Below are 12,213 nucleotides of genomic sequence, written 5' to 3'. Positions count from 1 at the left end.
GGGACACGCCCATGGATTCGGTCGCCGGTGCGGTTGAACAGCAGGAGAAGCCGGCACTGCCCGCCGCCTACAAGGGCCTGGGCTACCACGAGCTCAACGCCATGCTGAACCTGTACGGTGCCAACGGCGAGATCCAGTTCGAAGCGGACCGTGAGGCCGCCCACCAGTACTTCCTGCAGCATGTGAACAACAACACGGTCTTCTTCCATGACCTCGAGGAGAAGCTCGACTACCTGGTGAAGAACCAGTACTACGAGCGCGAGACTCTCGACCAGTACACGATGAACTTCATCCGTGAGCTCTACAACCGCGCCTACAAGAAGAAGTTCCGCTTCGAGACCTTCCTGGGCGCGTTCAAGTTCTACACGTCCTACACGCTGAAGACGTTCGACGGCAAGCGTTTCCTTGAGCGCTACGAGGACCGCGTCTGCATGGTGGCCCTGCACCTGGCCCGCGGCGACGAGCAGCTGGCGCTGCAGATGGTTGACGAGATCATCGAGGGCCGCTTCCAGCCGGCCACCCCCACGTTCCTGAACGCCGGCAAGCGCCAGCGCGGCGAGCTGGTCTCCTGCTTCCTGCTCCGCATCGAAGACAACATGGAGTCGATCGGCCGCTCCATCAACTCGGCCCTGCAGCTGTCCAAGCGCGGCGGCGGCGTGGCGTTCGCGCTGACCAACATCCGCGAGGTCGGCGCGCCCATCAAGCAGATCGAGAACCAGTCCTCCGGCGTCATCCCCGTGATGAAGCTCCTCGAAGACAGTTTCTCCTACGCCAACCAGCTCGGTGCCCGCCAGGGTGCCGGCGCCGTGTACTTGCACGCCCACCACCCGGACATCTACCGGTTCCTGGACACCAAGCGCGAGAACGCGGACGAGAAGATCCGCATCAAGACGCTCTCGCTCGGCGTCGTGATCCCGGACATCACCTTCGAGCTGGCCAAGAAGGACGAGGACATGTACCTGTTCTCGCCGTACGACGTCGAACGCGTCTACGGGATGCCGTTCTCCGACGTCTCGGTCACCGAGAAGTACTACGAGATGGTGGACGATTCCCGGATCAAGAAGACCAAGATCAAGGCGCGCGAGTTCTTCCAGACCCTCGCCGAGATCCAGTTCGAATCCGGCTACCCGTACATCATGTTCGAGGACACGGTGAACCGGGAAAACCCGATCGACGGCAAGATCATCATGTCCAACCTGTGCTCCGAGATCCTTCAGGTCTCGCAGCCCACGACGTACCATGACGACCTGTCCTACGACGAGACCGGCAAGGACATTTCCTGCAACCTGGGCTCGCTGAACATCGCGAAGACCATGGATTCGCCGGACTTCGGCCTGACCATCGAGACGGCCATCCGCTCGCTCTCGGCGGTTTCGGACATGTCCAACATCACGTCGGTTCCGTCCATCGCCCGCGGCAACGACCAGAGCCACGCCATCGGCCTGGGCCAGATGAACCTGCACGGCTACCTGGCCCGCGAGCGGGTCCACTACGGTTCCGAAGAGGGCCTGGACTTCACCAACATCTACTTTTACTCGGTTGTCTACCACGCCGTCCGTGCCTCGAATAAGCTGTCCATCCAGACGGGCCAGACGTTCGGCGGCTTCGAGAAGTCCAAGTACGCCTCTGGCGAGTTCTTCGACAAGTACACGAACCAGGAATGGGTCCCGCAGACCGCCAAGGTCGCGGAACTGTTCAAGAACATCCACATCCCCACCCAGGATGACTGGCGAGGGCTGAAGGCTTCCGTCATGGAGCACGGCATCTACAACCAGAACCTGCAGGCCGTCCCGCCGACGGGCTCGATCTCCTACATCAACAACTCCACCTCCTCGATCCACCCGGTGGCGTCCAAGATCGAGATCCGCAAGGAAGGCAAGCTGGGCCGCGTGTACTACCCGGCGCCGTACCTGACGAACGACAACCTGGAGTACTACCAGGACGCGTACGAGATCGGCTACGAGAAGGTCATCGACACCTACGCCGCCGCCACGCAGCACGTGGACCAGGGCCTGTCCCTGACACTGTTCTTCAAGGACACCGCCACTACGCGCGACATCAACAAGGCCCAGATCTACGCCTGGAAAAAGGGCATCAAGACCATCTACTACATCCGTCTCCGCCAGCTCGCGCTGGAAGGGACCGAGGTGGAAAATTGCGTCTCATGCATGTTGTAATCGACCGAAATAGGTTGATTTTCGCAAGGGGATGAAGTGATGGAAACGACGACGGCGACGGGCGGCTTGGTCTACGGCATCCGGCTTCGGCGTGAGGTCGAGTACCGGTATGTCGGTATCACCACCAAGACGGCAAGTCGTCGTTTCCATCAGCACCTCAGAGTGGCCGTAGAGGGTCGAAAGACTCCGTTCTACGATTGGGTCCGCAAGCAAGACCCCGCTGATCTCATTGCTGATGAGCTTGACTGGATCGAGGGGTTGCCCGAGCTGGGGAAGGCTGAGATGGACTGGATCAGCTACCTGCGCCGCGAAGGGGACCGGCTGCTCAATCTTTCGGATGGAGGACTCGGCCCGACCGGAGTTGTCTGGACGACGGAAATGCGGGAAGCCGCAAGCCTCCGTGGCACCGGTCGGAAGGGGTCGAGCCGGCCCGGCGCTGCTAATCCCTTCTACGGCGGAACGCACAGTGCCGAGCAGCGCAAGACGTGGGAAGTCGATCGGAAGGGCACCTATTCGGGGCCGGACAACCCCAACTTCGGCAAGTTCGGAGCGGATCATCCAAGCTTTGGTCACACGATGAGCGAGGAATCCCGCAAGGCTCTTTCTGAAGGTAGGAAGGGCGCGGGGAATCCAAACTTCGGTAAGAAGCTGAGTGCGGAAACTCGTGCGAAAATGTCGGCAGCCCAAAAGGGCAAACCTAACCGTGGCCCACATACAAGATTTCATACTAAACAGGGCATTGAGATGGCCGGGTGCAGCTTCTGCATCGAGGACTCAGCCAAAACAAGTCACTCTTCAGAAAGCGAGTCGGAGTCATGACGGAAAAAGTAAAGCTTCTCAGCCACGTTGAAGCCATTAACTGGAACCGGATCCAGGACGACAAGGACGTGGATGTCTGGAACCGCCTGGTCAATAACTTCTGGCTGCCGGAGAAGATCCCGCTGTCCAACGACGTGCAGTCGTGGGCAACTCTGACCCCGGAGGAGCAGCAGCTCACCATGCGCGTTTTCACGGGCCTGACGCTGCTGGACACCATCCAGGGCACCGTCGGTGCCGTATCGCTGATCCCGGATGCGATCACCCCGCATGAAGAGGCTGTCTACACGAACATTGCGTTCATGGAGTCCGTGCACGCCAAGAGCTATTCCTCCATCTTCTCCACGCTGGCCTCAACCAAGGAGATCGACGAGGCGTTCCGCTGGTCCACCGAGAACGAGAACCTTCAGAAGAAGGCACAGATCGTCATGGACTACTATCAGGGCGACGATCCCCTGAAGCGCAAGGTGGCCTCCACGCTGCTGGAGAGCTTCCTGTTCTACTCGGGCTTCTACCTGCCGATGTACTGGTCCTCACGGGCCAAGCTGACGAACACAGCCGACCTAATCCGCCTGATCATCCGCGATGAGGCCGTGCACGGCTACTACATCGGCTACAAGTTCCAGAAGGGCCTTGAGGGTCTCTCGGAGGAACGCAAGCAGGAGATCAAGGACTACACCTTCGAGCTGCTCTTCGAGCTGTACGAAAACGAAGTCCAGTACACGCACGATCTCTACGACTCCGTCGGCCTGGCCGAGGACGTCAAGAAGTTCCTGCACTACAACGCCAACAAGGCCCTCATGAACCTGGGCTACGAGGCCATGTTCCCGGCCTCCGTCACCGACGTGAACCCGGCCATCCTCTCCGCGCTGTCTCCGAACGCGGACGAGAACCACGACTTCTTCTCGGGCTCGGGTTCTTCGTACGTCATCGGCAAGGCTGTCAACACCGAGGATGATGACTGGGACTTCTAGTCTTCTGTCGGGCGTCGACCTAGTTGGAAGTACGCCCTTCATGTTGGAGGAAGTGCCGGGACTCCTACTTGGAAGACTTGCAAATAGGTGGCCGGGGCCGCCCTCGTCCACCCAGAAGTGGCAGGGGTAGGTCTGGCGACTACTTCTCCTAGGTTGGGCGAACATATGTTCGCCCATTGATCTACTCGCCCAAGCTAGGCAGCGCTCTCACGAACCGAGGAACCCAAGCGATGTCCAAAGCATCCCGCTATGGCTCGGAGGCGTCCGCCTCCGCGGGCCGGTCTGAGCTGATCCCCGCCGTCGATCGTGGGGGAGGGCGCGTAGCCGTAAGCGATCTCGACGCCAGACGGGTATGGGTTGTCGCAGGTGGACGCTGCACCTTCTGCAAGGAGTTCCTCGCCGAGGACGAGACCACGGGTCAGCCTGTATACACAGGTCAACTGGCTCACATCGTTGGCGCTACCGCCGAAAAGGGGTCGCCACGAGGGAAGAGTTCCAAGACGCCCAGGGAACGGGCGCAGCCAGAGAATCTGATGCTGTTATGTGCTGGCGAGCATAAGGTCATTGACACCTTCGAGCACTGGGCGTTGTATGACGAGGAGCAGTTGCTCGCATTCAAGACGCAGCACGAGCGGGACGTCCGCGAGCTGACCGGCCTGCTGCGGAAGCCCAAGAGCACTGTGATCCGCGTGTCCGGTGACATCCGCGACCAAGCAGTCGACTTTAGCAAGCAAGCGGTGATCCGTGCTCTGCTGGAGGATCAGCGGTTCCCCGATTTCAGCCTCCATGACGACAGCCAGAACTGCGAGGTCGACCTCCGTGCCCAAGACGGTGAGGACGACAGCGACCCCACCTACTGGCAGTCGACCGCGCTTACCCTCAAACGACGGCTGCGCCCACTGAAAAACCACCTGAAGACTAAGGAGATCGACCACATCTCGGTCTTCGCGCTCGCGCGCATCCCCATCCTCGTCCAGCTCGGCGCCTTGCTCGACGACGTCACTAACGTGACCGTTCACAACCGCCGCCGCGGAAGCGAACAGGGATGGGGCTGGTACGCGAAGGGCCCGACTGAGGACCTCCGTTTCGCCGTCACCGAGGTGCCCGGCGAGGGTGACCCGGTGGTCACATTCAGCGTCAGCGGGCCGGTTGACTTCGACGCACTCCCAGAAGAGCTGCAAGCCAAGCCGCGTTACGACATCCGCGTTGAAGGCGTGAAACTTAGCCCTGCGGTCCTTCGCAGCCCCGAGGACCTCGCCGGCCTGATCGAAACGTGGCGCGAGGTCCTGGCGACCCTCGAGACGAACCACCGAAACCGGCCGATCAGCTTGGTTCTGGCGGTCTGTGCCGCTGCCGCCGTCGAGATCGGCCGTGCCCACATGAGAGGAGCACACGCTCCGCTCCGGGTCTTCGATCGCATCGACAGCACCTACGCCCTGACCCTCGAGACGAACTGATCGGGCTCCCGCCCTATTCCGAAGAATCGAAGAAAGCAGCCCCAGATGACCATCCTCGCTGAGACCAAGGAAGAGCAGATCTCTCAGCTCATCGGCACCACCATCGAGCAGCTCGACATCACCGACGCTGCCTTCGAGGCTGCTGAGCGCTGCTACCACGACCTTGGCTCCCACCTCTCCGAGGCGAGCGCCGAGGTCCACGTCCAGGGCAGCTTCCTTCTCGGCACTGTTGTACGTCCGCACCACCGCGACGGCGAGTATGACTTGGACCTTGTTTCCCGTCTCGACGTGGCGAAGACCTCCATCACTCAACAGGAGCTGAAGGACTGGATCGGCTCATTGCTCGCCACGTATCACAACGAGCACGACAGCGAGGCCTGCGAAAGCCCGAAGGAGATCTCCGAAGGACGGCGCTCCTGGTGCCTGCACTACGACAACTTCCACATGGACGTTCTGCCGGCCATTCCGGACGCCGCTTCCGCATCGGTGACCGCGATCGAGCTCACCGATCGCAACCTGCGGCTCTGGCAGAAGTCGGATCCGCTTGCCTACGTCGAGTGGTTCCGCGCACAGTGCGCCAAGCAGTTCGAGGAAGAACGCGTCGTGCTGGCCAAGTCCTACGGATCGGTCGATGCCGTACCCAAGCATCGGGTGCGCACCCCGCTGCACCGCGTCGTGCAGATCCTCAAGCGTCACCGAGATATTTACTTCGCCGACGATCTCGATGACCGGCCGCCGTCGAGCCTCATCACCACACTGGCCGGTCGGTCCTACCAAGGCGAGAAGGACCTCGTCACCGCGACGATGGCGGCAGTGCAGCGCATGCCCGACCACCTCGGGAAGCGCAGCGGGCAATACTGGGTGGAGAACCCGGTATGTGCAGGCGAGAACTTCGCGGACAAGTGGAACGAGTACGAGGCCCGACGGCTGAAGTTCGAGACTTGGCGAGCGACTGTCGAGGAGGACCTCGCCAGCTTCATGCAGGAGACGAACGGGGCGGTGGCCCTCCATCAGCGGATCGCGAAGGCTTTCGGCAATGCACCGGTCGAGGAAGCCGTCAAGGCACTCGGAGCTCGGACCAACGTTGCTCGGGAGACAGGGAACGTCCACTTCGCGAGCGGCGGGCTCCTTACGACGGCAGTAACTGCGACTGCCGTCCCGACCCATAGGTTCTTTGGTGGCGAGACCGCACGGTAGGCAGCTGAGCGTCACTCAGCAGGCCGTTTGCCTTCTGCGGTTTCCCGACGAGCGCCCGCCTGCGGTCAAAGCCGGCGCTCTGATCTGGACAGTCACCCTGCAGCCAACGCCAATGAGCGTTCACTACCAAGTTGCGATCCAGTACAGGCATCGCCAGCGCCCCAAGGTAAAGGTCGTGGCCCCAGCACTCGAATGCCGTCAGGGCGAGTCGCTGCCACATGTGTACTCAGGAGATGAACTCTGCCTGTACTACAAGGACGAGTTCATTGGCACCGAGGACTTCATCGCCGACACGATCGTTCCCTGGACGAGCGAGTGGCTCTACTTCTACGAGTGCTGGGTCACAAGCGGGGTCTGGCTCGGCGCCGAGGCGCCACACGGACCTGGCGTCGCGAAGCGGTAGGCGACGACGTCGGCAAATCATGACCGATCGAAGGCTCAGCCAGGCCCGAACGAGGGGTGCGTCTAGCTGGCCTTCGACTACTGACTTGCAGATAGGCGGGCCAGCTCAGCCTTTTGAGACTCCGCTTCATCGGCTTGATCTCGCTGGTCGGTACTTGCAAGTTCTTGCAAGCAAGTTGAAATCTCACATCTTCCGCCACAAGCTGACCCGGCTCTTGAAGGCCGAAATGACCCCGCACGCTGAAGCGTGCGGGGTCATTTGTTTGTCACACGAAGGTGACTTGGATTCCGAGTGAGTTGAACATCCCGGCCAGCATGGCCTTTGTATTTTCCAGGGCAGAAGCTGCACTGCGGCTGAATCTAGGTGCTGCCGGATGGCTTCGGCCCTCTGGTCCGCACCCAGCATTGTCAGCAGGAAGGTGTTCATCCCGAGCCGGCCAAGGCCGTATGCCACGTTGAGGCCTGAACCGCCGGCGAATTCCACAGGTCCGGCTGACGTGGTGATGATGTCGATCAGGGATTCCCCGACGACGATTACATCCGGGTGGGGCGCGGGGAGCCAGAATTGGGGTCACGGCTGTCCTGACAGGGCGGCCCGGCGTGTAGTTCCCACGCTATCCACTGTCAGCTTCGAAACCCTATTGAGCAGGGGCATGGAGGCGGCGTTGGCCACCGTCAGCGTCACGGGTGCATGCACGATGGGCAGTGGGACCGCCATGATGCCCTGGTGGCCGGAGAGTTCCAAGACCCCGGCGTCAATGATGGCCCGCAGCTCGGAGCCCTCGTCGGCCGGCAGGAACGCGTCGGCGAAGTCGGCGTTCCCGGCCGCCGTGACCCGGATGCCGTCCCCGTCGTGCCGGACGGCGGCTAGTGGCCCGTCCAGGGTGGCGAGGATGATGACCGTCTCGGCGGTGACGGCGCACCGGAGGTCCGCACCGTCGTCGAGCACTGTCTCGAAAACCGCGGCGCTGACCTGCTCCATGGAGCCCGGCCGGGAGTACGTCGCGAGGTCGGCGTGCGGGGCGGCCACCAGAGTATCGCCCTTGAGCCTCAGCGTGTGCGGGATGCTCAGCGCGCTGGCCCACTGCCCTTCCGGGCTGACGACGCCGCGGACCCAGAAAATCAGCGACGGCGCGTCGTCCCTGTCCCGGAAGAAGGAAGGGGCGTAGTAGCTCTTGCCGTAGGTGAGCTTGCCCCAGGAGCGGGCGGTGAACTGACCGTCGGAGTAGCTTCCTACGCCGTAGGCCACGTAGTGAAGGACGTCGTCTTCCCAGATGGAGGTGACCAGGACGTGGGAGCCGTCAATCTCAAAGAGCTGGGGGCATTCCCACATGGTGCCGGTCCACACCGGATCCGTCGCCGTGCCGGAGCGTTGGGCGGCGATGCCGTCCAGGCTCCACTGCGAAAGGTCCGGGGAGCTGTAGGAGACAGCCGCGGCTGTTCCGCCCTCGAGTCCGGCGCCGACGAACATGCGCCACTGTCCGCCGTCGCGGAAGACGAACGGGTCCCGGTAGGCCAGGACGCCGGCATCGGGAGCGGTCATCAGTTTCGCGCCTTTGGTCCACGAGTTCCAGGACGCGTCGTCGGGGGTGGCGGTCCTTACCGTCCCAATGCCGATGTCGGGTTCGGTGACCGAGGTGTAGAACATGGTCGTGGCACCGTCCGGGCCGGTGACTATGGAACCCGACCAGACGCCGTCGTCCCCGTCGCCGGGTGCGACGGCGACGCCCTGTTCCGTCCAGGCAATCATGTCGGGGGACGTGGCGTGTCCCCAGTGGCAGTTGGAGGCCCACGTGGTGCGGCCCGGAACGTACTGGTAGAACAGGTGGTAGTGGCCGTCCTTCCAGGTCACGCCGAGGGGATCGTTGATCCAACCCTCAGTGGCTGTGAAGTGGAAGGCGGGGCGGGGTTCCTGCGCGTTCATGCTGATCCTTCTGTGCTGTCTGCTGGCGGGATTACTGGACCGGGACGCTGCTTGCGGCCAGGAACCGTTGCCGGATTTCCCGTGCCTGCTCGGCGTTGGCCTTCTCCCAATGGTCAATTTCTGCCCTGCGTTCGTTCCGGACGGCGTCGCGGGCTTCGGTGAACCGCTGCATCCGTTCGGCGGAGGCGTCCCGCGCGGCCTGCTGGGCCGGCGTCAGTTCCGGCAAGGGAAGTTCTTCCACCTGGTCGCGGGGCCGAAGCGGCAGGCGCTCTTCCACGGCGTCGATGTCCAGCACGGGGGAGGGGAGGGTCTGGTACCAGTAGGCGGTGGAGGACCAGTCGTCGGAGAGGTGGTTGGCGTGGCCGTGTTCAAAGGTGACCTTGATGCGCTTCTGGAACCTGATGGGATCGGTCATGTGGAAGCGGTAGCTGTGGTGGAAGCCGGGTACGTTTTCTTCGTGGACCATGGTGCCGTTCATGAGGAAGGCGTTGTGCTGCATGCCCCAGGCGTGGCCGAAGTAGTCCTCCATGCCGGTGCCGTGGAGGCTGGGCGGCCAGGTGTCGTCGTCGATGAAGATCATGTCGTCGCCTTCGCCCCACCATGACCCTTGGAAGTGGCGGACGGCGAGGTTGCAGCCCACGTAGTGGCCTTGGCCTTCAGTTTCCAGGACCACGTAGTTGTCCTCGCCCGTGAGGTTGGGGATGGCCACTTCGATGCTGTTGGTCTGAAGGTCCGGGCCCCAGCCCGAGTTCGGCTTCTGCCGGCGCCAGTGGGCGTGGAAGTAGGCGGTGTCCTCCGGGAGAGGCTCAGTATAGAGCTCGTAGTCGATGTAGAAGTACTGCAGGTACGGGATGTCGTTCTGGTTTTCGACGACGATCCTGGCACGGGAGTTGAAGGGCATCTCGAAGTAGCTGTTGAAAGCCGCGCTGCCGCCGAAGGTGTTCAGTTCCCCTTCCTTGGCGGAGACCGAGAGCGGCAGCGAATCGTAGGAGCCGGAGAGGGAGTTCATGAGGCCGAAGAAGTCACCGAGGGGTGCAATGACGCTTGGGGTCTCCTGGTCGTCCCAGTACATTTTGAGGACGATCTTGCGGTAGTAGTCCGGGTCCACCACTTCCCAGCTGACGCCGAGGGCGTTGTGGATTTCGAGCATCGGCACACCTACCAGTTCCGGGGAGATCTGGCCGGGACCCGGCTGGATCCGGCAAGACTGGGTCATCCAGATGTGCGTGATCGAGCCGGGTCCCTCGATGTCGGCGAGGACCCGTTCCTCGCCGGGCATAATGATCCAATTGTCACGATTGCGGCCGGTCTGGTCCCAGCTGGAGGCGCGGGCCGTGCGGGCGGTGGAGAGCTTGGTCAGGCTTGAGAGAAGGCCGGAGCGGGTTGATGAAGCCATGGAGGAGTACCTTTCGGAAAGTTGTGGTTAGCCCTTGACGGCGGACTGGGTGAGGCTGGCGATAATCCACCGCTGGGCCACAAGGAAGACGATGAGAGCTGGAGCGATGGCGATGGTGGTTGCCGCCATCACCTGGGCCACGTTGCCGGCCCCGTAGGGTCCGAGCATCAGGACCAGGCCCAGCGGGAGGGTTGCGGTGTCGGTGCTGTTGAGGAAGATCGAGGGGGCGAAGTACGCATTCCAGCTGCCTAAGAACGTAATCACGCCCAAGGTGCTGACGGCGTTCTTTGCTAGCGGCAGTGCGATCAGGCGGTAGGTCTGCCAGGCCGTTGCCCCGTCCATGCGGGCCGCGTCGATGATTTCCTGCGGCAATCCCAGGAAGAACTGCCGCAGCAGGAAAACGCCCAGTGCGCCTGTGATACCTGGCAGGATCAGGCTAAGAGGGTTATCCAGCAGGCCGAAGGTCCGCATCAGCAGGAACAGCGGAATGATGGTCACCTGCGCCGGCACCATCAGCGAGGACAGTAGGCCCACAAAAATCGAGTTGCGGCCGGGGAATTCCAGCTTTGCGAAGGCGTAGCCCGCCATCGGCGCCGTGATGATCATGCCGATGCTGACCGCGATGGCGATCACGGCGCTGTTAAACATGTTCCGCAGGATGGGCACTGGCCCGTTCACGGCCGCGGCATAGTTGCTCCAGTCCCACTCCGTGGGCAGCCACTGAGGCGGCAGATCGTACGCCTGGCTGGCGTCCCGAAGCGAGGTAGTAAACATCCAAAGGAACGGTGCCACCATGCCGATGGCCCCCAAGACCAGCAATGCCACGGAAATGCTCTTCCCGACGCTGGGGCGAGGCCGCCTCCGCTGCACGGAGCTGCGGCCGGCACTGATAACGGCATTGGTGCTACTCATTGTTCACCCACGACTTCCTGAGGCGGAACTGCACCATCGTCACCAGCATGATGATGAGGAACAGCGTTACCGCAATGGCTGAGGCATAGCCCATATCGAACTTGTTGAAGGCCACTTCCGCGATGTACATCACCACGCTGCGGCTGGCATCGCCAGGGCCGCCCCTGGTGAGCACAATGATGGACTCGTAGATCTGGAACGCGCCGATGATGGTGATGGTGATGTTGAAGAACGTTGCCTGGCTGATCATCGGAAGGACGATCCGGCGGAAGACCTGCCATTCGTTGGCTCCGTCCATGCGGGCGGCTTCCACCATGTCCTTGGGGACTTCCTGCAGGGCTGCAACGAAGATCAGCATGGCGAACCCCACGTTCCGCCAAGTGTCGACGATGATCACCGATACCTTGGAAAACTCGGAGCTGTTGAGCCAGTCGATCCGGTCCCCGCCCATTGCAGTGATGTAGTAGTTCAGAATTCCTGTGTCCTTCTGGAACAGTGCCTGCCAGATGATGGACACGTACACCAGGGCCACCAGGTAGGGGAAGAAGTACGCGGAGCGGAAGACGTAGGTCAGGGCCCGGGGGAGCCGCTGGTTGATTAGGACGGCGAACAGGAGTGCGAAACCGTTGATCAGCACTACCGCGGCCCCGACATACAGGACGGTGTTGCCGTAGGTGGTAGCCAGCCGTTCGTCCCTGAACATGCGGGCGTAGTTGTCGAGCCCCACGAACCTGGGTGCAGTCAGGATGTTGTACTTGGTGAGGCTCAGGTAGACAGCTGCGATGAGCGGCCCGAGAACGAAGACCACGAATCCGATGATGGTAGGGGCTGTGAAGGCGTAGCCGGTCAGGGCGTCCCGGCGTTTGACGGCGGTGAGCCGGTCGGACTTGGCGGTTGTCACGGGCCGCCCCGCGCCCCCTGATGGGGGCGCGGCAGACGACTTGGTTTGAGCGGTCAT

The 12,213-nt window shown here is 62.1% G+C and carries 11 protein-coding genes; 6 read left to right on the top strand and 5 right to left on the bottom strand.

Annotated elements, in window-relative coordinates; all coding sequences use genetic code 11:
• The first annotated feature begins 11 nt into the window (after positions 1-11).
• The 6 genes from nrdE (at position 12) to AC1DDG_RS07850 (ending at position 7,024) form a co-directional block, all read left to right on the top strand.
• A complete protein-coding gene (gene nrdE / locus AC1DDG_RS07875; RefSeq protein ID WP_476875598.1) occupies positions 12-2,177 on the top strand; it encodes a class 1b ribonucleoside-diphosphate reductase subunit alpha in 2,166 nt (721 codons plus the stop codon).
• 39 nt (positions 2,178-2,216) lie between these two features.
• A complete protein-coding gene (locus tag AC1DDG_RS07870; RefSeq protein ID WP_476875677.1) occupies positions 2,217-2,996 on the top strand; it encodes an NUMOD3 domain-containing DNA-binding protein in 780 nt (259 codons plus the stop codon).
• Positions 2,993-3,967: a class 1b ribonucleoside-diphosphate reductase subunit beta gene (gene nrdF / locus AC1DDG_RS07865; protein WP_476875597.1), complete on the top strand. Its 975-nt coding sequence runs from the start codon at positions 2,993-2,995 to the stop codon at positions 3,965-3,967. Before AC1DDG_RS07870 ends, nrdF begins: the two co-directional genes overlap by 4 nt.
• 230 nt (positions 3,968-4,197) lie before the next feature.
• Positions 4,198-5,424: an SAVED domain-containing protein gene (locus AC1DDG_RS07860; protein ID WP_476875596.1), complete on the top strand. Its 1,227-nt coding sequence runs from the start codon at positions 4,198-4,200 to the stop codon at positions 5,422-5,424.
• 45 nt (positions 5,425-5,469) lie between these two features.
• Complete coding sequence (locus AC1DDG_RS07855; protein ID WP_476875595.1) at positions 5,470-6,621, top strand: SMODS domain-containing nucleotidyltransferase; 1,152 nt, start codon at positions 5,470-5,472, stop codon at positions 6,619-6,621.
• Positions 6,602-7,024: a type II CBASS E2 protein gene (locus tag AC1DDG_RS07850; RefSeq protein ID WP_476875594.1), complete on the top strand. Its 423-nt coding sequence runs from the start codon at positions 6,602-6,604 to the stop codon at positions 7,022-7,024. The genes AC1DDG_RS07855 and AC1DDG_RS07850 overlap by 20 nt, the downstream gene beginning before the upstream one ends.
• 183 nt (positions 7,025-7,207) lie before the next feature.
• Here AC1DDG_RS07850 and AC1DDG_RS07845 read toward each other — a convergent pair whose 3' ends face one another.
• From AC1DDG_RS07845 to AC1DDG_RS07825, 5 genes are read right to left on the bottom strand one after another with little or no spacing between them, the layout of a single operon-like run.
• Positions 7,208-7,558: a PfkB family carbohydrate kinase gene (locus AC1DDG_RS07845; RefSeq protein ID WP_476875676.1), complete on the bottom strand. Its 351-nt coding sequence runs from the start codon at positions 7,556-7,558 to the stop codon at positions 7,208-7,210.
• A gap of 36 nt (positions 7,559-7,594) precedes the next feature.
• The gene (locus AC1DDG_RS07840; RefSeq protein ID WP_476875593.1) at positions 7,595-8,947 is read right to left on the bottom strand and encodes a glycoside hydrolase family 32 protein; all 1,353 of its coding nucleotides are present in this window, start codon (positions 8,945-8,947) and stop codon (positions 7,595-7,597) included.
• A 31-nt stretch (positions 8,948-8,978) separates the two neighbouring features.
• Positions 8,979-10,343, bottom strand: coding sequence for a glycoside hydrolase family 172 protein (locus tag AC1DDG_RS07835; RefSeq protein ID WP_476875592.1), 1,365 nt, complete (start codon positions 10,341-10,343; stop codon positions 8,979-8,981).
• Positions 10,344-10,370: 27 nt separating this feature from the next.
• The gene (locus AC1DDG_RS07830; RefSeq protein WP_476875591.1) at positions 10,371-11,255 is read right to left on the bottom strand and encodes a carbohydrate ABC transporter permease; all 885 of its coding nucleotides are present in this window, start codon (positions 11,253-11,255) and stop codon (positions 10,371-10,373) included.
• A complete protein-coding gene (locus AC1DDG_RS07825) occupies positions 11,248-12,213 on the bottom strand; it encodes a carbohydrate ABC transporter permease (protein ID WP_476875590.1) in 966 nt (321 codons plus the stop codon). The genes AC1DDG_RS07830 and AC1DDG_RS07825 overlap by 8 nt, the downstream gene beginning before the upstream one ends.

The sequence above is a fragment of the Arthrobacter sp. 10L430 genome (assembly GCF_056395245.1).
The sequence above is the reverse complement of the archived record's forward strand: the minus strand, read 5'-3'. Positions and strand labels throughout refer to the sequence as shown.

Bases quoted from the DNA above. Each gene is read 5' to 3' on its own strand.
- nrdE (WP_476875598.1), top strand. From the start codon at position 12: ATGGATTCGGTCGCCGGTGCGGTTGAACAGCAGGAGAAGCCGGCACTG.
- AC1DDG_RS07870 (WP_476875677.1), top strand. From the start codon at position 2,217: ATGGAAACGACGACGGCGACGGGCGGCTTGGTCTACGGCATCCGGCTT.
- nrdF (WP_476875597.1), top strand. From the start codon at position 2,993: ATGACGGAAAAAGTAAAGCTTCTCAGCCACGTTGAAGCCATTAACTGG.
- AC1DDG_RS07860 (WP_476875596.1), top strand. From the start codon at position 4,198: ATGTCCAAAGCATCCCGCTATGGCTCGGAGGCGTCCGCCTCCGCGGGC.
- AC1DDG_RS07855 (WP_476875595.1), top strand. From the start codon at position 5,470: ATGACCATCCTCGCTGAGACCAAGGAAGAGCAGATCTCTCAGCTCATC.
- AC1DDG_RS07840 (WP_476875593.1), bottom strand. From the start codon at position 8,947: ATGAACGCGCAGGAACCCCGCCCCGCCTTCCACTTCACAGCCACTGAG.
- AC1DDG_RS07835 (WP_476875592.1), bottom strand. From the start codon at position 10,343: ATGGCTTCATCAACCCGCTCCGGCCTTCTCTCAAGCCTGACCAAGCTC.
- AC1DDG_RS07830 (WP_476875591.1), bottom strand. From the start codon at position 11,255: ATGAGTAGCACCAATGCCGTTATCAGTGCCGGCCGCAGCTCCGTGCAG.
- AC1DDG_RS07825 (WP_476875590.1), bottom strand. From the start codon at position 12,213: ATGACCGCTCAAACCAAGTCGTCTGCCGCGCCCCCATCAGGGGGCGCG.